Annotated in this window: 22 protein-coding genes; 12 read left to right on the top strand and 10 right to left on the bottom strand. The window is 64.3% G+C overall.

The window, feature by feature from the left end:
* Positions 1 to 39 precede the first annotated feature (39 nt).
* Together F3H96_RS20040 and F3H96_RS20035 are read right to left on the bottom strand one after the other, a co-directional pair.
* On the bottom strand, positions 40 to 2,142 hold the full coding sequence (locus F3H96_RS20040; RefSeq protein WP_188131462.1) for an ATP-binding protein: 2,103 nt from the start codon (positions 2,140 to 2,142) through the stop codon (positions 40 to 42).
* 34 nt (positions 2,143 to 2,176) lie between these two features.
* Entirely contained in the window at positions 2,177 to 2,905 is a 729-nt protein-coding gene (locus F3H96_RS20035) for a response regulator transcription factor (protein ID WP_244620072.1), read from the bottom strand.
* Between the two features lie 93 nt (positions 2,906 to 2,998).
* On the opposite strand from F3H96_RS20035, the gene F3H96_RS20030 reads away from it, so the two are divergent.
* Positions 2,999 to 3,700 carry a winged helix-turn-helix domain-containing protein gene (locus F3H96_RS20030; protein WP_149803449.1) on the top strand — a complete coding sequence of 234 codons (702 nt, stop codon included), beginning with the start codon at positions 2,999 to 3,001 and terminating at the stop codon, positions 3,698 to 3,700.
* Positions 3,701 to 3,778: 78 nt separating this feature from the next.
* On the opposite strand, the gene F3H96_RS20025 is transcribed toward F3H96_RS20030, so the two are convergent.
* Genes F3H96_RS20025 through F3H96_RS20015 form a run of 3 tightly spaced genes read right to left on the bottom strand, consistent with a single transcriptional unit; the run spans position 3,779 to position 4,557 of the window.
* Positions 3,779 to 3,940 (bottom strand): hypothetical protein, encoded by a 162-nt coding sequence (locus F3H96_RS20025; RefSeq protein ID WP_149803448.1) that lies wholly within the window; start codon positions 3,938 to 3,940, stop codon positions 3,779 to 3,781.
* A gap of 35 nt (positions 3,941 to 3,975) precedes the next feature.
* Positions 3,976 to 4,305 carry a hypothetical protein gene (locus tag F3H96_RS20020; protein WP_149803447.1) on the bottom strand — a complete coding sequence of 110 codons (330 nt, stop codon included), beginning with the start codon at positions 4,303 to 4,305 and terminating at the stop codon, positions 3,976 to 3,978.
* A gap of 30 nt (positions 4,306 to 4,335) precedes the next feature.
* Positions 4,336 to 4,557: a hypothetical protein gene (locus tag F3H96_RS20015; protein WP_149803446.1), complete on the bottom strand. Its 222-nt coding sequence runs from the start codon at positions 4,555 to 4,557 to the stop codon at positions 4,336 to 4,338.
* Positions 4,558 to 4,643: 86 nt separating this feature from the next.
* Between F3H96_RS20015 and F3H96_RS20010 the strand changes: the two genes are divergently transcribed.
* Positions 4,644 to 5,096 carry a L,D-transpeptidase gene (locus F3H96_RS20010; protein ID WP_149803445.1) on the top strand — a complete coding sequence of 151 codons (453 nt, stop codon included), beginning with the start codon at positions 4,644 to 4,646 and terminating at the stop codon, positions 5,094 to 5,096.
* Positions 5,097 to 5,264: 168 nt separating this feature from the next.
* Here F3H96_RS20010 and F3H96_RS20005 read toward each other — a convergent pair whose 3' ends face one another.
* Together F3H96_RS20005 and F3H96_RS20000 are read right to left on the bottom strand one after the other, a co-directional pair.
* Positions 5,265 to 8,348 (bottom strand): efflux RND transporter permease subunit, encoded by a 3,084-nt coding sequence (locus tag F3H96_RS20005; protein ID WP_149803444.1) that lies wholly within the window; start codon positions 8,346 to 8,348, stop codon positions 5,265 to 5,267.
* On the bottom strand, positions 8,345 to 9,655 hold the full coding sequence (locus tag F3H96_RS20000) for an efflux RND transporter periplasmic adaptor subunit (RefSeq protein ID WP_244620071.1): 1,311 nt from the start codon (positions 9,653 to 9,655) through the stop codon (positions 8,345 to 8,347). Before F3H96_RS20000 ends, F3H96_RS20005 begins: the two co-directional genes overlap by 4 nt.
* Positions 9,656 to 9,802: 147 nt before the next feature.
* Here F3H96_RS20000 and F3H96_RS19995 point away from each other — a divergent pair, with 147 nt between their 5' ends.
* Complete coding sequence (locus F3H96_RS19995; protein ID WP_149803443.1) at positions 9,803 to 10,336, top strand: TetR/AcrR family transcriptional regulator; 534 nt, start codon at positions 9,803 to 9,805, stop codon at positions 10,334 to 10,336.
* Between the two features lie 103 nt (positions 10,337 to 10,439).
* Positions 10,440 to 12,041 (top strand): inorganic phosphate transporter, encoded by a 1,602-nt coding sequence (locus F3H96_RS19990; RefSeq protein ID WP_149803442.1) that lies wholly within the window; start codon positions 10,440 to 10,442, stop codon positions 12,039 to 12,041.
* 73 nt (positions 12,042 to 12,114) lie between these two features.
* Here F3H96_RS19990 and F3H96_RS19985 read toward each other — a convergent pair whose 3' ends face one another.
* The 3 genes from F3H96_RS19985 to F3H96_RS19975 form a co-directional block, all read right to left on the bottom strand.
* A complete protein-coding gene (locus F3H96_RS19985; RefSeq protein WP_149803441.1) occupies positions 12,115 to 12,960 on the bottom strand; it encodes an MFS transporter in 846 nt (281 codons plus the stop codon).
* Positions 12,961 to 13,330: 370 nt separating this feature from the next.
* Positions 13,331 to 14,491, bottom strand: coding sequence for a patatin-like phospholipase family protein (locus tag F3H96_RS19980; RefSeq protein WP_149803440.1), 1,161 nt, complete (start codon positions 14,489 to 14,491; stop codon positions 13,331 to 13,333).
* On the bottom strand, positions 14,484 to 15,272 hold the full coding sequence (locus F3H96_RS19975; RefSeq protein ID WP_149803439.1) for an acetoacetate decarboxylase: 789 nt from the start codon (positions 15,270 to 15,272) through the stop codon (positions 14,484 to 14,486). The genes F3H96_RS19980 and F3H96_RS19975 overlap by 8 nt, the downstream gene beginning before the upstream one ends.
* Before the next feature lie 244 nt (positions 15,273 to 15,516).
* Here F3H96_RS19975 and F3H96_RS19970 point away from each other — a divergent pair, with 244 nt between their 5' ends.
* The 8 genes from F3H96_RS19970 (at position 15,517) to F3H96_RS19940 (ending at position 22,101) form a co-directional block, all read left to right on the top strand.
* Entirely contained in the window at positions 15,517 to 16,305 is a 789-nt protein-coding gene (locus tag F3H96_RS19970; RefSeq protein WP_149803438.1) for a 3-hydroxybutyrate dehydrogenase, read from the top strand.
* Between the two features lie 142 nt (positions 16,306 to 16,447).
* On the top strand, positions 16,448 to 16,711 hold the full coding sequence (locus F3H96_RS19965; protein WP_149803437.1) for a metal-sensing transcriptional repressor: 264 nt from the start codon (positions 16,448 to 16,450) through the stop codon (positions 16,709 to 16,711).
* Positions 16,708 to 17,745 carry a cation diffusion facilitator family transporter gene (locus tag F3H96_RS19960; protein ID WP_149803436.1) on the top strand — a complete coding sequence of 346 codons (1,038 nt, stop codon included), beginning with the start codon at positions 16,708 to 16,710 and terminating at the stop codon, positions 17,743 to 17,745. The genes F3H96_RS19965 and F3H96_RS19960 overlap by 4 nt, the downstream gene beginning before the upstream one ends.
* A gap of 179 nt (positions 17,746 to 17,924) precedes the next feature.
* Positions 17,925 to 18,743, top strand: a complete 819-nt coding sequence (locus F3H96_RS19955; protein WP_149803435.1) for a sulfurtransferase/chromate resistance protein — start codon at positions 17,925 to 17,927, stop codon at positions 18,741 to 18,743.
* Complete coding sequence (gene chrA, locus F3H96_RS19950; RefSeq protein ID WP_149803434.1) at positions 18,740 to 20,128, top strand: chromate efflux transporter; 1,389 nt, start codon at positions 18,740 to 18,742, stop codon at positions 20,126 to 20,128. Before F3H96_RS19955 ends, chrA begins: the two co-directional genes overlap by 4 nt.
* A gap of 111 nt (positions 20,129 to 20,239) precedes the next feature.
* Complete coding sequence (locus F3H96_RS31535) at positions 20,240 to 20,365, top strand: hypothetical protein (RefSeq protein WP_280177783.1); 126 nt, start codon at positions 20,240 to 20,242, stop codon at positions 20,363 to 20,365.
* Between the two features lie 301 nt (positions 20,366 to 20,666).
* Positions 20,667 to 21,209 (top strand): sigma-70 family RNA polymerase sigma factor, encoded by a 543-nt coding sequence (locus F3H96_RS19945; RefSeq protein ID WP_244620070.1) that lies wholly within the window; start codon positions 20,667 to 20,669, stop codon positions 21,207 to 21,209.
* The gene (locus F3H96_RS19940; protein WP_149803432.1) at positions 21,196 to 22,101 is read left to right on the top strand and encodes an anti-sigma factor; all 906 of its coding nucleotides are present in this window, start codon (positions 21,196 to 21,198) and stop codon (positions 22,099 to 22,101) included. Before F3H96_RS19945 ends, F3H96_RS19940 begins: the two co-directional genes overlap by 14 nt.
* The last annotated feature ends 1 nt before the right edge of the window (position 22,102 follow it).

Raw genomic sequence — 22,102 nt, 5'->3', positions numbered from 1 at the left:
TCCGTTGGCGAACCCATATCATCGCAAGACCAGTCCCGCTCAGATGTGGGCGCCATTATCGGCCGCGGCTTCGTCGGCAATCGCCGCGAGGACGCTGCGGACGTCGAGCGTCGAGAAAGGCTTCTCCAGGATCTGCGGCCGCTGGTGCGGCGGCAGCGCCTCGATCTCCGCCTTAGCGCCGATCAGGTCGCCGGTGACCAACACGAAGCGTCGCGCCAGCCCCTGCCGTTGCGCCAGCAGTTCGCGGTAGATCGCAATGCCACTGATGCCCGGCATGCGCAGATCGGAAAAGACGATGTCCGGCGGCATATGACCGTTCAGCACGTCCGCGGCCGATATCCAGCTTGCCACGACGCGCGACTTCAGGCCCATCAGTTCGAGTATGTCGGACAATGAGGCGGCGACGTCCGGCTCATCGTCGATCACCAATGCATGGCGCAGCCCGCTCGAACGCGCCGAACCTTCGCCGGGTGTTGCGCTGTTGCCCGCTATCGCCGGCAATTGCACGAGGAAGCGCGCGCCATGCGGCTGCACCTCCTCGAACCAGATGTTGCCATTGTGCCTCTCGACGATCGATTTCGAGATCGACAGGCCGATGCCGGTGCCGACACCGACCGGCTTGGTGGTGAAATAGGATTCGAAGATGCGCGAGCGGATCGCCTCGGGAATGCCCGGGCCGTTGTCCTCGACGGAGAAGCCCGGATTGCCGAGCTCGCTGCGGAAGGTCCGCACCTTGATGCGTCGCTCGTCGTTGATGCCGGCAAGCGCGTGCTGGCTGTTGATGAGGAAGTTCGCCGCGACTTGTGTGACGTGGTCGGCGTCGGCCATGGCAAGCAGCGGCCCGTTGGCGAAATCGGTGTCGATGATGATGCCGCTGGAACGCGCGCCGTAGGCGGTGACTTCGAGCGCCGCGCGTATCACCTGGTTGAGATCCGTCTCGGCCTGCTCGGTCGGGTGCAACCGAACCATCGACAGGAAGCTCTTGACGATGCGGCCGCAGCGCTCGGCGGCGGCGCGCACCTTCTCGGCCCGCACCTTGGTTTGCGGATCGCTGGCGAATTCATGCAGCAGCGTCGACTGCGCCACCACCACCGCCAGCGGGTTGTTGAGCTCATGCGAGACGCCGGCAAGTAGCGAGCCCATCGCCGCCATCTTCTCGTTCTGGTGTAGCTTCTCGCGCTGGCGGTTGATCTCTTCCTCGGCCTGCAGCTTTTCGCGCAGGTCGCGGATCGAGCCGAAGATCAGGCGGCGGTCGGCAACACGCATCTCCGTCGCCGTCAATTCGATCGGGAAAATCTCGCCGGCAGCGTTCTGGGTGACGGTCTCCAGTCGCTGGCCGACCATCGGCGCGCCGCGGCCGGCCATGTAGTCGGCGCCCGACGCGTAGCCTTTGCGGTAGTATATCGGAACGATCGTATCGAGCAGATCCTTGCCAAGGATAGCGCTGCGTTGGAAGCCGAACATCTTCTCGGCGGCCGGATTGAATTCGATGATCGAGCCCGACTCGTCGATGACGATGATGGCGTCGAGCGAGGCCTGCAGCATGGTGCGGCGGATCACTTCGCTGACATGCGCCTCGGATGGAGAACGCTCGATGGCGTCGCCGATGGCCAAAGCGATGATGTGCAACGTCGCTTCTTCCTCGTCCGTCCATTCGCGCTCGCCGACGCAGTCGTTGATAGCCAACGTGCCCCAGAGGTGGCCATGCGCGAAAACCGACACGGACAGGAACGACTTGATGTTCTGCTTCTCGAAATCGGCGCGCAGGAAGCCTTCGAGATCGCGGGTGTGGCCGGCGAAGATCTTGCCTTGCCGCTCATCCTCCTGCAGCCGCTCCAGCAGCCGGTCCGAGTTGATGATCGACTGCATGATCACGGTGGGCGAGGCCAGCTCGCCGCCGAAATCCGGGTCGATCCAATAGGCGGCGACGGACTGGGCGAAGCCTTCGCCCGGCAGTTCACGCAGACGAAACAGGATGCCGCGCTGGCAATCCATTTTGCGGCACATCGTTTCCAGTATGACGTCCATCTCACGCTGCCAGTCGCCCGCCTCGCGCAGGCGGCGCACGACATGGACGGCCGCCATCGCGGCGCCGCCTGGACGCGAGCCATGCATATCGGTGCGTGCTGGATCAGCAGTCATGATCGGACGTCTCTCGAAGCCCGCGTCGACGGGTTCAATTGCTGTCGCCGCTCGGCAGCGAGAAGATATAGCCTTCGCCGCGCACCGTGCGGAGGAATTTTGGATTCGCGGGATCGGCCTCGATCTTCTTTCGCAACCGCATGATGCGGATGTCGACCGCGCGCGAGGATTCCGGGTCTTCGACGAAGCCGATGGCTTCCGAAATCGCCGCCCGCGTCAAAAGCCGGTTGGCGCGGGTGAGGAAAACCTCCAGCACGTCGAACTCGCTCTTGGCCATCTCGATGACCGCGCCATCGGCGCCGGTGACCAGGCGGCCGTCGAAATCGGCCTGGAAGCCGCCGAAAGTCACGCGGCGGCGGTTGCCGGCTTCGGCCTTCGCCGCTTGCGGCGCGGCCGGCTGCGGCACGCGGCGCAGCACGCTGCGCACCCGCGCCAGCACTTCGCGCAATTCGTACGGCTTGACGATGTAATCGTCGGCGCCAAGCTCCAGCCCGACGATACGATCGAGCGCGGTGCCGGCAGCTGTGGCATAGATGACGCCGATCGGCGTTTTCGAGCGCAGCCAGCGGCCGAGCGACAGCCCGTCCTCGCCGGGCATGGCAATGTCGAGGATGGCGAGGTTGAAGGACTGCGCCTCGAACAGCGCGCGCGCGGCCACGGCATTTTCGGCCGTGGCGACGTCATAGCCGCTGGCGCCGAGATACTCGGCCACGGCTTCCCTCAGATCCGGTTCGTCCTCGACGACGATGATGCGTGCCTTCACAACGTGCTCGCTCCCGCTTTCAGCGGAAAGTAGATTGGGTATAAACATGATGTCCAGCACTCATCTCGAGTTGTCTGTGGCGGGGTGGAGAAAATGGCCGCACGAGCCGTCATTGCGCTTGTATCCGTCGCCGAAGTGGTGGCGGGCGATCTCGCCGATCATCTCGATCGGCGCGGTCACGACGTGCGCCAGGCACGCCAGCCATGGGAGGCGGAGACGCTGCTTTCGGCCGGCGGCATCGACGTCGTGGTCGTCGGCGACGACGTCAGCCAGGCTGAGAGCCGCGAGCTGCTCAGGCGCTATGGCGGGCAAGGCGGAGGCGGCGAGGGCGGTCCGGACTTCATTCTGATCTGCCGGCCGCGCGACCTCGTCGACAAGGTGCTGGCGCTCGAACTGGGCGCCGCCGACGTGGTCGAAAGCCCGCTCAACGTGCGCGAGCTTGCCGCGCGCATCGGTGGCCTGCTGGCCAGACGCGGCAGGGCAGCGGCGGAATTGATCGTGCTGGAAAACGCCACCGTCGACCTTCGATCGGCCATGGTCATGCATCGCTCGGGCGCGGAGGATCAGCTTTCTCCAGGGCAGGTAGCCCTGCTCAAGCTGTTTTTGTCGAGCCCGCGCAAGGTGCTGACGCGCGACGACATCATTGCCGCGGCCCCGGCCGAGAACGCCGACGCTTTCGACCGCTCGATAGACTCGCGCATCGTGCGGCTGCGTCGCAAGCTCGACACCGAGACCATCACCACCATCAGGGGCGCCGGCTACCGTTTCGATCCGCCGGTCCCGCGCAGCGAGTGAGATTGTGCCAGGAAGACAAGTTTCTTCGCCCTTCATCGGATCCTCAGTCTGATTTCCACCTTGGATCCGATAGATGCTTCAACGCACCACCAGCATTGACGGGCCGGGCGGCACGCCGATGGCGATTTCGCCGGCATGGGCGCGGTCCTTGAGGAGCACGGTGACCAGCGCGGCAAAACCGAGCAACCCTTGAACGTAAAGCAGTGCCGAGAGCACCGACGCGGCAAATTTCGTCTTCATTGTCTTAATCCCCAATCTCGAAAATCGTCTCTGCTTCAGGAAACTCCCGAAGCGCCCGCGCCGCCTACGGAGCCCCCCGCTGCGGCGCGGGCCTTCGGTCCTCTCGGCAGCAAGTAGCCGGAGGGGCCGCGCGTCCTCATCAACCGAAGGCCGACCCGCCAGAGGGCCTTCAGCCGGTGGACACGCAGGCTGGAAACAATCCAGACCGTGGCGATGAACAGAGCCATGTGCAGTGTCGAAACCTCGCCTGAGGTCTTCGCCGCCAGCGTCACCGGGTTGCCGGCCACGGAGCCGGTGCCGGCGAGGACGATGGCCGCGACGCTGATCCCGACAAGCCAGGAGCGAAGTTTCGATTTCCTACCCATTTTCGTTTGGTGATGTCTGTTCCCGTTGCGTCAAATCTGCTGTCGGCCTGTATCCGCATCATGCCGCGCGAGCCGCGCTTTGTTGCAATTCGGTTTCGAGATCGGCGAAACGACTTTCATATCAAGGCCATATGCGCTTTCGTTTGTGGATTTTGCCCAGTTGGCGTTAACCATACCCGGATCTGCGAGCAAATTTCGCCAGGCGATGCGGTTAACCTTGAGAAACAGATTCGAAACAGAAACGAGCATCAAGCGAAATAGCCTTGAAACAGGTGCCCACGATAAGACGGCCCATCGAATTTGAAGCCGGCGGGACCGGCATAAAGAGAGGGATCGTCATGCGTACCGCCATTTCCGCCAAGCTCATCAACGTTGCCGCCGCCGCGCTCACCGGCGCGGCACTCATCTTCGGCAGCAACGCCGCTCACGCCAACCAGGTTGTCGCCCGGGTTTCGCTGTCGCAACAGACCATGGAAGTCATCGTGGACGGGCGCCCGACCTTCGCCTGGAAGGTCTCGACCGGCGACAGGGCGCATGTCACGCCGACGGGGTCATTCAAGCCGACCCGCATGCATGAGATGTGGTATTCGAAGAAGTACGACAATGCGCCGATGCCGCATTCGGTGTTCTTCAGCGGCGGCTACGCCGTGCACGCGACCTATGCCATCAATCGCCTCGGCCGGCCGGCCTCGCATGGTTGCGTGCGCCTGCATCCCGATGCCGCGGCCGACTTCTACCAGCTCGTCGAGGCCTTCGGCGCGGCCAATACCAGCATCGTCATCGTCAAGTAACGGGCTGGATCAAGTAGCAGGCCGATTGCCGCCTTCGGTCAATTGACCGAAGCCGTGGGGCAACCGCCAAAAAAAGAGGCCGGGAAAATGCCGGCCTCTTTTCATTTGGAACGGGTTTGTTCGCCGCTCCTTTTTGTTTGCGCAATGCCGGACGGAAAACCGAAATTGCTAAGTCGGTAGCGCCGGCATCAGCTTCGGATCCGGCTTCTCGGCGAGATGCGGCAGGTCCTTGCTGGCGATGAAGGTGTAGAACATCGGCACGACGAAAAGCGTGAACATGGTGCCGACCAGGATGCCGGTGAAGATGACCAGGCCCATCGAGTAGCGCGCGGCAGCACCCGCGCCGCTGGAGACGATCAGCGGCACGACGCCGAGCGCCATGGCCGCAGTCGTCATCAGGATCGGCCGCAGGCGCACCTTGGCCGAAGCGATGATGGCGTCGCGCCGCCGCATGCCGTGGATCTCGCGCTGCTGGTTGGCGAACTCGACCAGTAGAATGCCGTGCTTGGTGATCAGGCCGATCAGCGTGATCAGACCGACCTGGGTGTAGATGTTGAGCGTGCCCAGCCCGATATTCAGCGGCACGATGGCGCCGAAGATCGAGAGAGGCACCGCCATCATGATGATCAGCGGATCGCGGAAGCTCTCGAACTGCGCGGCCAGCACCAGGTAGATGACGAGCACGGCGGCGGCGAAGGCGATAATGATCGTGTTGCCCTGTTCCTTCTCCTGCCGCGACTGGCCGGAATAGTCGATGAAGAAAGTGTCCGGCAGCGTCTCCCTGGCGAGGTCCTCGAGCACCTTCAAGCCGTCGCCGGTGGTCACGCCGGGCAGGGGAAGAGCAGAGATCGTGGCCGAGTTCAGCTGATTGAACTGCTCGATCGCGGCCGGCGAGGCGTTGGTCGAAATCTTCACGACCGCCGACAGCGGTACCATCTTGCCATCCACGCTGCGCACGAAATACTCGCCGAGCTTCTGGGGATTGTCGCGGAATTCCTTCGGCACCTGCGGGATGATGTCATAGCTGTTGGAGTCGCGGTCGAACTGCGCCACCTCGGCGCCGCCTACCAGCAGCGTCAGCGTGCCGCCGATGTCGGCGATCGGCAGATTCAGCGCCGCGGCGCGCTCGCGGTCGATGGTGACGGTCACCTGCGGCGCGTCGTAGGACATCGAGTTCTGCACGACGATGAAACGGCCGGAGGCCTGCGCCTTCTTCTTGATCTTCTCGGCCTGGTCGAAGACCTCGGCAGGATCGCCGGTGGAGCGCACCACCATGGAGATCGGCAGCCCGCCGCCGGAGCCCGGCAGCGTCGGCGGCGCGAAGACGAAGGCCTCGACGCCGGCGACCTTGGCCAGCCGGCCGGTGATGTCGGCCTGGATCTCCTTCGAACTGCGCTGGCGTTCGGCCCAATCCTTGAACGCGAAGCCGACGAAGGCGCCGTTGGTCGCGCCACCGAAGGCGACGGCAGAGAACTGTGCCCGCGTTTCGGGAATATCCTTCACGAGACCGAGGATCTGGTTGACGTAGGTCTCGGTGTAGTCCGAGGTCGCATAGCGCGGCGCGGTCACGATCGAGAGCAGGAAGCCCTGGTCTTCCTCGGGCGCAAGTTCGGTCGCGGTCTTGGTGAACATGAAGCCGGTGAGCGACACCAGCGCGACGACTATCAGCAGCGTGACGGGCCTGTTCCTCAAGGAGGCAGTGACCGCCCGCTCGTAGACACGCTCGACGCGACCGAAGGCGCCGTCGACGATGCGCTGGAAGCGGCCGTGCGCGCCCGGCTTCAGCAGGCGCGCCGACATCATCGGCGTGATGGTGACGGCGATCAGGCCGGACAGCACCACGGAGCCGGCCAGCGTGACCGCGAATTCGCGAAACAGCGCGCCGGTGAGGCCGCCTGTGAAGGCAAGCGGAGCGAACACGGCGGCCAGCGTGATGGTCATGGCGACGATTGCCGAGAAGATTTCGCGCATGCCGTTGAAGGCCGCCTGCATCGGCGACATGCCTTCTTCTTCCATGTGGCGGTGGATGTTCTCCACCACCACGATCGCGTCGTCGACGACAAGGCCGATCGCCAGAACCATGGCGAGCAGCGACAAGAGGTTGATCGAGTAGCCGACCGCAAACAGCAGGAAGCAGACGCCGATCAGCGACAGCGGAATGGTCACGATCGGCATCATCACCGAGCGGAACGAGCCGAGGAACAACAGGATGACAACGATGACGATGGCAACCGCCTCGACGATGGTCTTGAATACCTCTTCGATCGAGGCGCTGATCTGTTCTGTGGAATCGTAGACGACCTCGATCGTCATCCCTTTCGGCAGCGTCTCCTGAATCACCGGCACGAGCTTGGTGACTGCCGCCGCCGTCGTCAGCGGGTTGGCCGCCGGCGTCGGGAAGATAGCGAGGAAGGTGCCGGGCTTGCCGTTGAAGCTCACCCTGGTGTCGGTGCTCGCCGCGCCGAGCTCGACGCGCGCCACATCGCGCAGCCGCACGACCTGGCCGTCGGTCGAGCGTAGCGGAAGCTCGGCGAAGGCCTCGGGCGTCTGCAGCGTCGAGCGAACGGTGATCGAGGAGACCACATATTCGTTCTCGGTGTTGCCGGGGGCGGAGAGGAAGTTGGAGTTGTTGATCGCGGTCAGCACATCGGCCGCCGTCACGCCGCGCGACGCAAGCTTGATCGGGTCGATCCAGACGCGCATCGAATATTCCTCGGCGCCGAAGATCTGCACATCGGCGACGCCCTCGACCGTCGAAATGCGTGGCCGCACGACGCGCTCGATGTATTCGGTGAGCTGCTCCTTGGTCATGTTCGGATTCTGCATCGAGATGTACATCATCGCGAACTGCTGGCCCGTGCCCTTGACGATCACCGGGTCCTTGGAGGCGTCGGGCAAGGTGCCGCGCACGCCCTGGACCTTGGACAGCACCTCGGTCAGGGCGACGTCCGGATTGGAGCCGAGCTTCATCTGCACCGTCACGGTGCTGGAGGACGGGCGGCTCGACGAAGTCACGTAGTCGATGTTTTCGGTCGAGGCGACGGCACGCGCGATCGGGGCGGAAATGAAGCCCTGGATCAGATCGGCGCTGGCACCGGGGTAGGCCGTGGTAATGGTGATCGCCGTCTCGTCAACCTTCGGATACTGGCGGATCGACAGGTTGAAGATGGCCTGGAATCCCAGGAGCAGGATCATGCAGGCCAGCACCGTCGAGAGGACGGGCCGCCGAATGAAGATATCGGAAAAGCTCATTGCTGAACCTGCTTGTTCGCCGATTTGCTGGGATCGATGGTGTTGTCGACGGCCACCGACATGCCGTTGAAGAGCCGGTTCTGGCCGGCGGTGACGACCTCGTCGCCGGCGTTCAGGCCCTGGGTGATCTCGACCATGCCGTTGTTGCGGCGGCCGAGCTTGACGAACACTTGCGAGATGACGAGCGCCGGTTGCTGCCCCGCTTCGGCAGGCTTGGCGGTGTCGGCTGCGGTCTTGTCGGCAGGCTTCGCGGCGTTATCGGCGGGCTTTGCCGTATCGGAGGCCGGCTTTGAGGCATCGGCTTGCGGCTTGGCAGCATCGCCGGCAGGTTTCTCCGCGCCGGCTTTCTGGTCTTCCGGTTTCGCCGGTGCAGCGCCGGCGGCGGCGGGCTTGGCCGGCACCACCACGAAGACATAGTCACCGTAAAGGCTTGACGTCACCGCCGTCTGCGGCACGGAGATGACGTTGTTTTCCTCCGGCAGTTCGACGCGAACCTGTACGAACTGGCCCGGGGTCAGCCTGCCCTCGGGATTGGCGACCTCGCCGCGGATCGACACCAACCGGCTCGCCGGGTCGATCTTGGGGTCGATGCCGCGAATGGAGCCGGCGAATGGCAGGTCGCCGCCGCTGGTGCCAAGCCGGACCGTCTGGCCGATTTTGAGAAGCGGAAGCTGCTGCTCGGGAACGGTGAAATCGACGCGCATCGTATCGAGATCCTGCAGCGTCACCACGGAGTTGCCGGGCGCCAGATACTGGCCGATGTCGATCCTCGGAATGCCCGCCGTGCCGTTGAACGGCGCCGTCAGCTGCTTCTGCTCGAGCACGGCCTGCAGCTTGTTCACCTGCGCAGCCGAGGCGTCCGCCGCGGCACGCGCTGCGTCGAGCGTGGCGTCCGTGCCGACGCCGCGCCGCTGCAGTTCCAGCGCGCGGGTCAACGCCGCCTGATCCGACGCAGCCTGGGCTTTCTGCGCCACCAGATCGGCCTTCTCGACGGCGTCGTCCAATTGCAAGAGCACCGCGTCGGCGGCAACCTTCTGGTTGGCGTGGAAGAGGATATTCTTGACGATGCCGGCGGTTTCGACGGTGAGGTCGACACCGCGCACGGCATTGACGGTGCCGATCGCCTCGACGCCGGGGGTCCACTCTGAAGGCTTGGCGATCACTGTCGAGACCGTCGCGGCCGGCGGCTTCATGGTGGCGAAGAACTGCTTGATGCCGGCATCGCGCATGAAGTTGAAGCCAACGATGCCGACGCACACCAGGGCGAGCAAAAGCAAGAATCCGGTGATGATGAAAAAGCGCTTCACGGGCAGTCCCCTCGAGCCGGCAACCGGCAAAACGATCGATGTCGGGACACTTATCGACGATAAGTCCCGATTTCAAACAGCGGGCGCTTTACTGTACCGGCTGGACGGTGTTGTCAATTCCGCGTAAGCTAATGTAAGGGAGCCGTGGTGAGAGCACGCAGGTCAAATTCACGCGAAAAGATACTTGCCGCCGCCGCCGACGTGGCGCGCGAGTCGGGTCCGGGAAGCCTGTCGCTCGACGCGGTTGCCAGCCGCGCCGGCGTGTCGAAAGGTGGGTTGCTCTATAATTTCCCGACCAAGGCCAAGCTGATGCAGGGGCTGGTCGAGAATTTCCTCAACGAGTTCGAACTGGCGCTCGAAGCCCGCATCGCCGAGGCCAGCCACGAAAGCTCGCTCGCGGCTTATATCCAGCTTTCGGCCGACGATTGCGAGAAACCAAAACCTTCGGCTTCCTGGATGTTCTCGGCGATCGCCGAGGATCCCGATTTCCTGACGCCGATAAAGGCTTTCAAGCGGCAGCTCTTCAAACGCCTGAAAGGAGAGACGGACGATCTCGGCTCGCTGCTTGTCTGTTTCCTCGCCATCGAAGGGCTGCGCAGCATGAACCTGTTTGATTCAGACGTGCTCTCGCAAAAAGAGCACCGACTGCTGATCTCCTCGCTGCTCGAGATAGCCGGATAAACAGCCGGCCCATACGCCCATTTGGGCAGGCGTCACACCAGCTTCATCCTAGGGACATAGCGTTCTTCCTGGTTCTTTGCTGCAATGCAAATGGAGTGGGACAATGGTGGACGTAGTTTCCAGTGAGGCGGGAATCCCGAGACCGAATCATCCCCTAGAACGATCGGGCGGCGCCAAGTGGTTCCTGCCGGTTTTCGGCGTCCTGGTGCTCTTCGGCATCATCTATGTCGGCTATGCGCTCAGCCAGGACCTGGCCATTGCCAAGACGGTACCCTGGATCCTGCTCGGCATCGCGCTGCTGATTGCGCTGGGCTTCGAATTCGTCAACGGTTTCCACGACACCGCCAACGCGGTCGCCACCGTCATCTACACGCGCTCGCTTCCGGCCGAATTCGCCGTCATGTGGTCGGGCGTGTTCAACTTCCTCGGCGTGCTGACCTCGAGCGGGGCGGTCGCCTTCGGCATCCTGTCGCTGCTGCCGGTCGAGCTGATCCTCCAGGTCGGCTCGTCCTCGGGCTTTGCCATGGTGTTCGCGCTGCTGGTCGCCGCCATTCTGTGGAACCTCGGCACCTGGTTCCTCGGCCTGCCGGCTTCGAGCTCGCACACGATGGTCGGCTCGATCATCGGCGTCGGCCTCGCCAACCAGTTCATGGCGCCGGCAGGCAGCGCCACCAGCGGCGTCGACTGGGGTCAGGCGACCAATGTCGGCACCACCTTGCTGGTGTCGCCGATCGTCGGCTTCTTCGCGGCCGCCATCCTGCTCTATGCCATGAAGCTCCTGGTGCGCAATCCGGCGCTCTATGAAGCGCCGAAGGGCAACACGCCGCCGCCATGGTGGATCCGCGCGCTGCTGATCTTTACCTGCACAGGCGTCAGCTTCGCCCATGGCTCCAATGACGGGCAGAAGGGCATGGGCCTGATCATGCTGATCCTGATCGGCGTGGTGCCGACGGCTTACGCGCTCAACCGCACGCCCGACATCAATTACCTCGAAGCTTACAAGTCGGCCTCGGTCGCCGTCGAGCAGGCGCTGGGCAAGTATGTCAAGCCAGGCGTGACGGCCGCCGATCCGAAGGCGGTTGTCCAGGAGGCCGTGCGCAGCAAGTCATGGAACGATCAGACCACCGTCGCCCTGCAGAGCTATATCCACAACACGACCGCCGGGCTGCAGCCCTACGCCACGGTCGACAAGGTGCCGACCGATCTGGTCAGCAACGCGCGCAACGACATCTACCTGATCGGCGAGGCGCTGAAGCTGATCGACAAGAAAAAGCTGCTGCCGATGCAGGCCGATGACCTCAAGGCGGTCACCGACTATCACAAGGCGGTCGACAACGCGACGAAGTTCATCCCGCTGTGGGTGAAGGTCGCCGTGGCGCTGGCGCTTGGACTCGGCACCATGGTCGGCTGGAAGCGCATCGTCGTCACCGTCGGCGAGAAGATCGGCAAAAGCCACCTGACCTATGGCCAGGGCGCCGCCGCCGAGCTGGTCGCGATGATCACAATCGGCATGGCCGACCGTCTCGGCCTGCCGGTGTCGACCACGCACGTGCTGTCGTCAGGCGTCGCCGGCACGATGGCGGCCAACGGCTCCGGCCTGCAGTGGTCGACGGTGCGCAACCTATTGCTCGCCTGGGTGCTCACGCTGCCCTGCTCGATCGCGCTGGCCTTCGTGTTGTTCGTGATCCTCCGCCAGGTGTTCTGAGGCGGAAGGCGGAATGCCCATGACAAGAAACGGCGCCGCAAACGGCGTCGTTTCTCTTTGTCGGCTCCTACTCCTATCGCCGCGCAAGCTCCATCCTGTTGCGGCGGCCCAATTGGCGCAGCGACAATACATGCAGCAGGATTGAGCTCGGCACCACGAAACCAGGGGTCAGCACACCCGGATAATCGCCGGCGCCGATGCTCTGCACATGGAGAACGATCAATTGCCACGGGCCGGGCGAAGTGATGACGCCCATCGTAACCGCGACCGCGAAGTCGGCAAGGCCGAGGATGTTCCAGAACGTTGCCGCCCTCCGGCTCCCGGCCGCACCGGTCGCCAAAGCGATCGCCGTCGGCAGTGCGAAAAGTCCGGTCAGCACGTCGCCGATGCCCGCTGGCACCGCGAACACGCCGGGTAGCGCATCATGCAGCCATGCTGCGAGCGCCCAACTGCCGAATACGCGGTAGAGCTGAAGCGCGACGAGCCAGCTCGCCGGCATCGCATCGAGCACCTGCCCGATCCGCTTGGAGAACAGCAACAGCGGCGCGCCGATGATTACCGGCAGAAAGATCGCCATCGGCAACATTGGTAAAGGCGTAGCGCTCGGGTGAAAAACGCCATTGATCGCGGCGCTCCAGGCCACGGCGAACCACAGCGTGTATGGGATCATGGCCGCCAACCAGGTCACGCGGCGTTGGCCTTGCGCCATGCTCGTGTGTTCGAGGCCGAGCCACAAACCCAGCGCGATGAACCCATGGGCCGCGAGTTGGTGCACCGTGGTCGGAAAGCCACTGGCCGGGATCAACGGCCAACGATAGATCAACAGCGTCCACAGTGCCACCAGCGGCGCAAACCATAGCAGGCTACGCCAGGCGTCACGCGACGGAACGACAGCAGTGGAAACAGCTTCGGCGGTCATCAGCAGTGCTCCATTCGGCCCAGCGCATTTGCCCGCAAGATGTATTCCGCGCTTCCGCAACCGGCTATTCGCGATAATGTTGATGGGCTGTGAAGTAGGGCTTCACAGTCCGGCAAGGTGTGCTCGGCGGCGTGGAGGGTGCCCTGCACCGCGGTTCTCACAGGGCTGTCGCGGAACTCGGGTATGCCATCGGATCAGCCAGGTGGTGCGCGTCCTTGAGGCGAATGTCGGGTCAGCGCCCACGAAGCTTCAGTCCGGGCGAAAGCAGCGCAGCGCCGCGTGCAAGGCCGTCTTCGAGGAACGCGTTGCGGCAAGTGAGGGTGTGTGAATTCGCACGGCGCGACCGGCCGCACCTGGCCGGACGCAAGTATCAGGTTGGATCTTCCCGATGCAGGTCGTGGATGGTGACGCCCTCGGCATTGTCGGGCAGCATCAGCCACTTCTTGTGGCGCAACGTGCGCTCGGTGTCTTCCTGGCCCATCTCCCAGTGCTCGCGCATCGAGGTGCCGGAAAACTCATAGTCCTTGGCGTGGCCCTCATAGCCTTTGTGCTGGTAGATCAGGTGGACGATGTTGACCACGCCGGCGTTGGAATAGTCGGCGATCAGCTCCTTCTCGCCGTCCTTGAGCTGGTCCGGCGGCACGCGCTTCAGCGCGTCGAGGAGCTTCATCTTCAAGGCATGGATGCGCTCGAAATTGTCGGTGTTCTGGCGCGTGCGGCTGGAATACATGATGTCCTTGTGGCGCGACAGAACGTCGGCCATGCCGCGCGGCAGCACGCCGCGGGCGCTGAACAGGTCGACCTGGAACACCAGCGAGGAGCGGTCCTCCTCCTGGTCGAGCAGATATTGCAGCGGCGTGTTGGAGACGATGCCGCCATCCCAGTAATACTCGCCCTCGATACGGATCGAGGGGAAGGCCGGCGGCAGCGCGCCGCTGGCCATGATGTGCTCCGGTCCGATGCGCACATTGTCGGTGTCGAAATAGACGAAGTTGCCGGTCCTGACATTGACGGCGCCGACGCTCAGCCGCTTCTTGCCGTCGTTCAGCACGTCGAAGTCGATCAGGCTTTCCAGCGTGTCCTTGAGCTCGGCGGTGTCGTAGAAGCTGGTAGCGCCCTCGGCCCCCGTCAGTTGGAACCAGGGGTTCGGGCTGCGCGGCTTGAAGAAGCCGGGCTGGCCCATGGTCATGGTCATCAATGACGAGGTCTGGTTGCGGATGTCGCGGTAGATGTCGCCTTCGGGCGTATAGGCCCAGATCTTGCGACCGGAGATCGTCTGCCAGAACTGTTCCAGCCGTTGCAGGCGGCGGCTCGGTTCGTTACCGGCGATGATCGAGGCGTTGATGGCGCCAATCGAGACGCCGGAGAGCCAGGTCGGCTCGCAGCCGGCATCGGCAAGCGCCTGATAGACGCCGGCCTGATAGGCGCCGAGCGCGCCACCGCCCTGGAAGACCAGGGCGATGCGGTCATATTGCGCCGTGATTTCCTGAATGGTGGCGGCAGCGGCCCTGCTGCGGTTGCGCTCAAGCACCGGCTTTCTCCAGCTTGGTCGCGCCGGCAGCCGATCGGCCGTAGTCCGCGAGGTAATCATGCACGACTTCGCCCAGGCCGAGCGTCAGATCGGCGGTGAAGTGGACAGCCGAGACGATATCCAGCACAGGCAGCTTGGCGACGTCGGCCATGACATGCGGGCGAAGATCGAGCGCGGCGGGCGCCGTCCAGGCCTCCTTCAGCGTGATGTCGGTGAGGTAGTAGCGGACCAGCTCGCAGATGCGCGGGCTGCCGTCGACATGCGGGATGATCTTGATCAGGAAGTTGGGCGCGGCGAGCGAGGCCAGAATCTGGTCGTGATCGGCCTCGCGGTGCTTGTAGCCCATGGTGCCGGTGGCGCACAGAACGCTGCCATAGTGCAGGGTGCCCACCACCACTTCGCCTTCATGCACGATCTTGGGGCTGGCGAGCTTCTTCGGGAAACCCCAGAGCTCGCGGCCGCCGGCGATCGGCGCGTCATCGTCGAGATACATGGAATGGACATAGCCGCCATGCTGGCCCTTGTAGCGTACCGGGATGACCTGGCCGGTTTCGGTGTAGTCGCCGAAGCCGGTCGAGTCCGGCATGCGGATGAACTCGTACTTGACCAGCGGCTCGTCTATCTCGAGCGGCGCCGGCACGACCGCTTCCAGCGCCTCGCGCGTCGTGCGGTAGGTGATGATGACGTATTCGCGATCGAAGAAACGATACGGGCCGGGCGGGAAAGACGGATTGGTGAGCGGCATGGCATAGGCGCGCTTAACGACATCGGCGATTTCCATGGCTGGTGCCCCGACAGGTTTGAAATGACCCCGCGCGAATGCGCTGGCAATATGTTGCACGGCAGCATGACACGGCCGTGTCAGCCGCAAGCGGCGCTTCCTCGAGCCGGCAAACACCGCGCGGAGCTGTAATAGCGCCGACATATGGGTGTGGCATTGTGATGCTGCGGCGCACAAACCATATGCCTTCCCAGCTGTCTGTCTTCATACTCTTCCCTCCTGTCATCCTGTCGCGAGATTTCCCATGGGTTCGCTGTCTTCGAAGAATGCGCTCGTCACCGGCTCGACCAGTGGCATCGGCCTGGCAATCGCCCGCGCCTTTGCCGCCGAGGGCGCCAACGTCACCATCAACGGCCTGGGCGATGCCGTGGCGATTGAGCAGGAGCGCGCCGGCATCGAGAAGGACTTCGGCGTCAAGTGCCGCTATTCCGACGCCAACATGATGGATGGCGCCGCCGTCACCGCGATGATCCGCGAGGCGGAGGAGGCGTTCGGCAGCCTCGACATACTGGTCAACAATGCAGGCATCCAGCATGTCGCGCCGATCGAGGAATTTCCCGACGACAAATGGGAAGCCATCATCCGCATCAACCTTCTGGCCGCCTTCTACGCCATCAAGGCGGCGGTGCCGGGAATGAAGAGCCGCAAATGGGGCCGCATCATCAACACCGCCTCGGCACACGCGCTGGTCGCCTCGCCGTTCAAGTCGGCCTATGTCTCGGCCAAGCACGGCATCGCCGGCCTTACCAAGACGGTGGCGCTGGAAGTGGCTCAAGAAGGCATCACCGTCAACGCGATCGCGCCCGGCTATGTGTGGACGTCGCTGGTCGAGAAGCAGATCCCCGACACGATGAAGGCGCGCGGCATGACCGAGGAGCAGGTCAAGCACGACGTGTTGCTCGCGGCGCAGCCGACCAAGGAATTCGTCACCGTCGAGGAGCTGGCGGCGCTTGCGCTGTTCCTGTGCACGGATGCGGCCAGGCAGATCACCGGCACGACCCTGCCGATGGATGGCGGCTGGACGGCGCAGTAAGCCTTGTCCGCCGGCGACCAATAGCCAACTATCGGTGGATTGCGTTTGTCATCGCCGCGCTGGCCGGTGGAGACCGAGCGCGCCGCCTGTTGAAGGTGAATCGTAAATTGACATATCCCCCCCGGGGGGATAGTCGACCAGCATGACGGACAGCATCCACAAGTCGCATCCCGCCATTGTTAAGCGTCTGAAGCGCGCGCAAGGCCACCTTGCGGCAGTGCTTTCCATGTTCGAGGCGCATCGTTCCTGCGTCGATCTTGCGCAGCAACTCCATGCCGTGGAAAGCGCCATCAGCAGCGCAAAACGAGAACTGATCCACGATCATATCGAGCATTGTCTGACCGATACCGCCGAGGCGGGCCACAACTCGCTGGCTGAACTCAAGCAATTGGCGAAATACCTGTGAGCGGGTTCGGCGCACGCATTCTCGACTGGCTTGGGTTCGGGTCGCACGATCATACCGGGCCTGGTCACGACCATGGCTCGCATGGCCATACCCATGGGGTCATCGACGCAACGATTGCGACAACCGATCGCGGCATCTGGGCCATCAAATGGTCGTTCGTCATCCTGGCGGCCACCGCCGCGCTGCAGATGATCGTGGTGGTTCTGTCAGGCAGCGTGGCGCTGCTGGCCGACACGATTCACAACATCGGCGACGCCACAACCGCCATTCCGCTCTGGATCGCGTTCATGCTGGCACGACGCAAGCCGTCTCGGACATTCACCTATGGCCTTGGCAGGGTAGAGGACCTGGCCGGCATCGTCATTGTGCTCATCATCCTGTTCAGTGCGGTCGTCGCCGGCTATCAAGCTATCGACCGGTTGATGAATCCACGGGCGGTAACGCACCTTGGCTGGCTGACGGCTGCGGGGATCGTAGGGTTTCTCGGCAATGAAGCGGTCGCGGTATTTCGCATCAGGATCGGCCGCGAGATCAACAGCGCTGCGCTGGTCGCCGATGGCTACCATGCCCGCACCGATGGCCTTACGAGCCTTGCGGTGGTCATCGGGGCCATTGGCGTCTGGCTGGGTTTGCCGCTGGCCGACCCGGTCGTTGGGCTGCTGATCACGGTCGCGATTTTCGGCATCGTGTGGCAGTCGGCCAGATCGGTGCTCACCCGCATGCTCGACGGCGTCGAGCCGGGCGTGATGGCTGAAATCCAGCATGCCGCCGCGCATGTGCGCGGCGCCCATATTGTCGACGCCAAGGCTCGCTGGATCGGCCACAAGTTGCATGCCGATATCGCCATTGCCGCAGACGAAACCTTGCCACTTTCAGAGGCAAGCAAGATTGCGGCGGCGTTGGAGAATGAACTGTTCGAACACATGCCGGCGCTCGCTGCCGCCAACATCCGGTTTTCGACCAGGCTGGATGAGCGCAAGCATCCGCATCCTCATGACCGTAATCATGACGAGCACCGCGGCCACCGGCACTGACGGGCGTGCGCTCGCGTCTGCCGGTCTCGGCTGACGAACATCACGGTCTCGGCTATTCAGTCGCTTGACAATTGATGGGCGGCGATCCAGCATTCCGGCAAGGGGTTCCCCGCGACGACCCCGTGAGGCGTCAGCCCAACGATCGCGTCCAAACTCTCTTTGCTCAGGAGGTGGACGCCATGCCGTCAACAACCCAAATCACTGTGCCGCAGCTCTCCCGTCTTGTCGGTCTGCCTGACGCACCCTGCCTTGTCGATGTGCGCATCGACGAGGATTATGAATCAGATCCGCGCCTGCTGCCGGCGTCATGCCGGCGCGATTTCAGGACCGTCTCGACCTGGGCGGCGGAATTTTCCGGATGCAAGGTCGTCGTGATCTGCCAAAGGGGGCAAAAGCTCTCGCAAGGCGTGGCGGCATGGCTGCGCCACGAAGGCATTCCGGCGGAGTCGCTGGATGGCGGCTTCGAGGCCTGGGCGGCCGCCAAGGCGCCATTGGTCACGGCCGACGCTATCCCGCCGCGCGACGCCAAGGGGCGCACCGTGTGGGTGACCCGCTCCCGGCCGAAGGTCGACCGCATCGCTTGTCCCTGGCTGATCCGCCGCTTCGTCGATCCCAAGGCGGTGTTCCTGTTCGTCGACCCGGCCGAGGTGCCTCTGGTGGCCGACCGCTTCGCCGCGGTTCCCTTCGACATCGAAGGCGTGTTCTGGAGCCATCGTGGCGATCGCTGCAGCTTCGACACGATGATCGAGGAATTCGGCCTGCGTGCCGAAGCACTCGATCGCCTGGCGCTGATCGTGCGCGCGGCCGACACGGCGCGCCCCGACCTCGTGCCGCAGGCGGCCGGCTTCCTCGCCGCCTCGCTCGGCCTGTCGCGCATGTTCCGCGACGACCTCGAACAGCTCGAAGCAGGCATGCTCCTCTATGACGCCTTCTTCCGCTGGTGCCGCGACGCCACGGACGAGACGCACAACTGGCCGGTCGCAGGCAGGGCGCAATGACCGCGCTGGCCAAGGACGGCGCCGCGCCGGCGGCCGAAGTCCCGGCCATGCCGACTTTTCGCGAGGCGACGCGGCTGTGGGGGAAGATCGGCCTGCTCTCCTTCGGCGGGCCGGCGGGACAGATCGCGCTGATGCACAGGGAACTGGTCGAGGAGCGCCGCTGGATCGGCGAGGAACGTTTCCTGCACGCGCTCAACTATTGCATGCTCCTGCCGGGTCCCGAGGCGCAGCAGCTTGCCGTCTACATAGGCTGGCTGCTGCACCGGACGGCGGGGGGCCTGGTGGCGGGCCTTCTGTTCGTACTGCCGGGTGCGCTGGTCATGCTCGGCTTGAGCAGCTTCTACATGCTCTACAACGATGCGCCGGTCGTCGAGGCGCTGTTCTTCGGCGTCAAGGCGGCGGTGCTTGCCGTCGTCGTCGAAGCGGTGATCCGCATCGGCAAGCGGGCGCTGAAGAACCGGGTGATGGTGGCGATCGCGGTGGCGGCCTTCCTGGCCATCTATGTCGTCAAGCTGCCATTCCCGCTGATCGTGCTTGCGGCCGGTCTCATCGGCTGGATCGGCAATCGCTATGCACCGGGCCTGTTTTCCGGCTCGGCGCATGGCAAACGCAGCACCGCCGCCGACAGAGTAGGCGTGGTCGACCTGATGTTCGAGCGCGGCGAGCTTAGCCATACCGTGCCGACGCGATGGCATGCGGCTCGCACCATCGCCATCTGGCTGCCGCTCTGGCTCGGACCGGTGGCCGTGATCGCGCTGCTTGCCGGCCCGGGCAGCGTGTGGGCGCAGATAGGCGGCTTCTTCAGCCTGATGGCCGTCGTCACCTTCGGCGGCGCTTACGCGGTTCTCGCCTATGTCGCGCAGGCGGCGGTCATTTCGTTCGGCTGGCTCTCGCCGGGGCAAATGGTCGATGGGCTCGGGCTTGCCGAGACGACGCCCGGGCCGCTGATCCTGGTGCTGCAGTTCGTCGGCTTCGCCGCAGCATACCGCCATGCCGGCTTTGCCAACCCGCTATTGGCCGGATCGCTCGGCTCGGTGCTCACGCTCTGGGCCACGTTTGCGCCCTGCTTCTTCTGGATCTTCCTCGGCGCCCCCTACATCGAGCAGCTGCGGCAGAACAAGGCGCTGGCAGCGGCGCTTGGCGCGATCACCGCGGCGGTCGTCGGCGTGATCATGAACCTTGCGCTGTGGTTCGCGCTGCATGTCGTCTTCGGCAAGGTCGAGAGCGTCGGCTGGGGTGTGGAAGTTCCAGTCCTGTCCTCGCTCAACTGGCGCGCCGCGCTGCTGTCGGCGGCGGCGATGATCGCCATGTTCAGGCTGAAACTCGGCATGCTGCCGACCCTGGCGGCATCGGCGCTGGCGGGACTTGCGCTGCTGGCGCTGTGAGGCCGGCCCGCATCGTGTTGCCGTGAAAAAAGCTGACAGGCCGGGAATAAACGGCCGCGTTCATCGGTCTTCAGAGCATGCGCCACATCTGCGCAACAGCAGGAGACCAACATGAAGCGGCATGAAGCCAACGGCACAAGGGCTGAAGAGGGCGAAGGCATCAGCCGCCGGCGCCCGCTGGAGCGGATGAGCTGGGCGCACCCGTTCCGGGCGATACCGCCCCGTCGCCGGCCCTGATCCGTGCCGATCGCAACCTTCGAGATCCACGACCATGACGGCGACGTCCAGCATCCCATTGCAGCCGGCGATGCGCCGTTCTCTTGCGAGGCGCTCCTTTCTGACGAGGCTGCCCTCTCTTGCGAGGCACCCCTCTCTTCCGAGGCACTTGACTCCGGTGATACCAATGCCTTCTCCTCCCCGCAAGCAGGCGCCGTCGCCTGCAGTCGCGATCTTCACCCGCACGAGCAGGGACAGGTCCGCGCCACCTGCCGAGGGTGGCCGCAAGCCCCTAGGGGGAGCGCCTGACGGTGAAACGGTGTTGAGCGAAAAGATACTGGCCGCGCGTTTTGCCGAAGTGGTGCTGCCGCATCTTGGCGACGCGCTGTCGCTTGCCCGCTGGCTGACCGGCAATGCCGCCGATGCCGAGGATGTGGTGCAGGAGGCCTGCCTCAAGGCGCATGCGGGCATTGCCGGCTTTGCCGGGGGCAATGCGCGTGCCTGGCTGCTCACGATCGTGCGCAACGCTTCCTATACCTGGATGGCGCGCAACCGCCCGCGCAGCGTGGTGGCCGTCGGCGATCTCGCCGACCTCGACGATGTCTCGCCGCCGCCCGACAATGATGCCGACAGCCCGGAAGCGGCGCTGATCGCCAAGGCGAATTCGGCGGCGGTGGAAGCAGCGATCGCAAGGCTGCCGCAAGCCTTCCGCGAAACGCTGGTGCTGCGCGACATAAACGGTCTCAGCTACCGCGAGATCGCCGCCATGCTCGGCGTGCCGCAAGGCACGGTGATGTCGCGGCTGGCGAGAGCACGCGGCATCTTGATGACGGAACTTGGAGGGCGCCACCATGAGCCCGCATGAAAATCGCCCGCGTGAGGATGGATTGCCGCAAGACCCTCAGGATATGAAGCTGATGATCCACGCCCTTGTCGATGGCGAGCTCGATGCCGCGGCTGCCCTGGCGGTCGAACGGCGCATGGCCGCCGATCCGGACCTCGCCGCCGAACATGCGCGCCTCGTGGCGCTGCGCGGCGCTGTCGCCAACGCGCCGCGCCCGACCGTCAGCGACGACTTCCTGGCGCGCATCGCGGCGATTGCCGGGACGAAGGGAGCCGACGAGCCCACTCAGTCAGAAGCCGCCAAGGCCGTGCAGCCGCAACATGGCAAATTGATCGAGATGCGGGCGCGGACTTCGGCGCGCTGGTTCAATTCCTTCGACTGGCGCCAGATGGCGGCCTCGATCGTGCTGACGGCGTTTCTCGCCAGCGGCGCCACGCAGTGGCTGATGGTGGAAAACGCGCCGGAAAGTTTCGCCGTCGCCGTCGCCAACGGCCATCGCCGCAGCCTGCTCGCGGCGACCCCGGTCGATATCGTGTCGTCCGACCGCCATACGGTGAAGCCATGGCTCGACGGCCGCATCGGCGTCTCGCCGGCGGCGCCCGACATGGCTAAGGACGGCTACGCGCTGCTTGGCGGACGCGTCGAGGTGATCGGCGACAGGCCGATGCCGGCGCTGGTCTATCGTCATCACGAGCACCTGATCACGCTGGTGGCGGCGCCGCGGCAGAACGAGGTCAAATCGGTGCCGGTGGCGGACGATCTGTCGGCCGGCGGCTTCCTGTTGGTCCACTGGACCGACGACGCCTTCTCCTACTGGGCGATCTCGGATGCCGAACGCCCGGCGCTCGACGATTTCGTCGCCCGCTTCCGGGCGGCGATCATCGCCAATCCGGCGGCCGGCAGCCCGGGCTGAA

It is taken from the genome of Mesorhizobium sp. NFR06 (genome assembly GCF_900115245.1).
Classification (GTDB): domain Bacteria; phylum Pseudomonadota; class Alphaproteobacteria; order Rhizobiales; family Rhizobiaceae; genus Mesorhizobium.
The sequence above is the reverse complement of the archived record's forward strand: the minus strand, read 5'-3'. Positions and strand labels throughout refer to the sequence as shown.

Excerpts from the sequence above, each read along its gene's own strand:
- F3H96_RS20040 (WP_188131462.1), bottom strand. The coding sequence starts at position 2,142 with ATGACTGCTGATCCAGCACGCACCGATATGCATGGCTCGCGTCCAGGC.
- F3H96_RS20030 (WP_149803449.1), top strand. The coding sequence starts at position 2,999 with ATGGCCGCACGAGCCGTCATTGCGCTTGTATCCGTCGCCGAAGTGGTG.
- F3H96_RS20025 (WP_149803448.1), bottom strand. The coding sequence starts at position 3,940 with ATGAAGACGAAATTTGCCGCGTCGGTGCTCTCGGCACTGCTTTACGTT.
- F3H96_RS20020 (WP_149803447.1), bottom strand. The coding sequence starts at position 4,305 with ATGGGTAGGAAATCGAAACTTCGCTCCTGGCTTGTCGGGATCAGCGTC.
- F3H96_RS20010 (WP_149803445.1), top strand. The coding sequence starts at position 4,644 with ATGCGTACCGCCATTTCCGCCAAGCTCATCAACGTTGCCGCCGCCGCG.
- F3H96_RS20005 (WP_149803444.1), bottom strand. The coding sequence starts at position 8,348 with ATGAGCTTTTCCGATATCTTCATTCGGCGGCCCGTCCTCTCGACGGTG.
- F3H96_RS19990 (WP_149803442.1), top strand. The coding sequence starts at position 10,440 with ATGGTGGACGTAGTTTCCAGTGAGGCGGGAATCCCGAGACCGAATCAT.
- F3H96_RS19985 (WP_149803441.1), bottom strand. The coding sequence starts at position 12,960 with ATGACCGCCGAAGCTGTTTCCACTGCTGTCGTTCCGTCGCGTGACGCC.
- F3H96_RS19975 (WP_149803439.1), bottom strand. The coding sequence starts at position 15,272 with ATGGAAATCGCCGATGTCGTTAAGCGCGCCTATGCCATGCCGCTCACC.
- F3H96_RS19970 (WP_149803438.1), top strand. The coding sequence starts at position 15,517 with ATGGGTTCGCTGTCTTCGAAGAATGCGCTCGTCACCGGCTCGACCAGT.
- F3H96_RS19965 (WP_149803437.1), top strand. The coding sequence starts at position 16,448 with ATGACGGACAGCATCCACAAGTCGCATCCCGCCATTGTTAAGCGTCTG.
- F3H96_RS19955 (WP_149803435.1), top strand. The coding sequence starts at position 17,925 with ATGCCGTCAACAACCCAAATCACTGTGCCGCAGCTCTCCCGTCTTGTC.
- chrA (WP_149803434.1), top strand. The coding sequence starts at position 18,740 with ATGACCGCGCTGGCCAAGGACGGCGCCGCGCCGGCGGCCGAAGTCCCG.
- F3H96_RS31535 (WP_280177783.1), top strand. The coding sequence starts at position 20,240 with ATGAAGCGGCATGAAGCCAACGGCACAAGGGCTGAAGAGGGCGAAGGC.
- F3H96_RS19940 (WP_149803432.1), top strand. The coding sequence starts at position 21,196 with ATGAGCCCGCATGAAAATCGCCCGCGTGAGGATGGATTGCCGCAAGAC.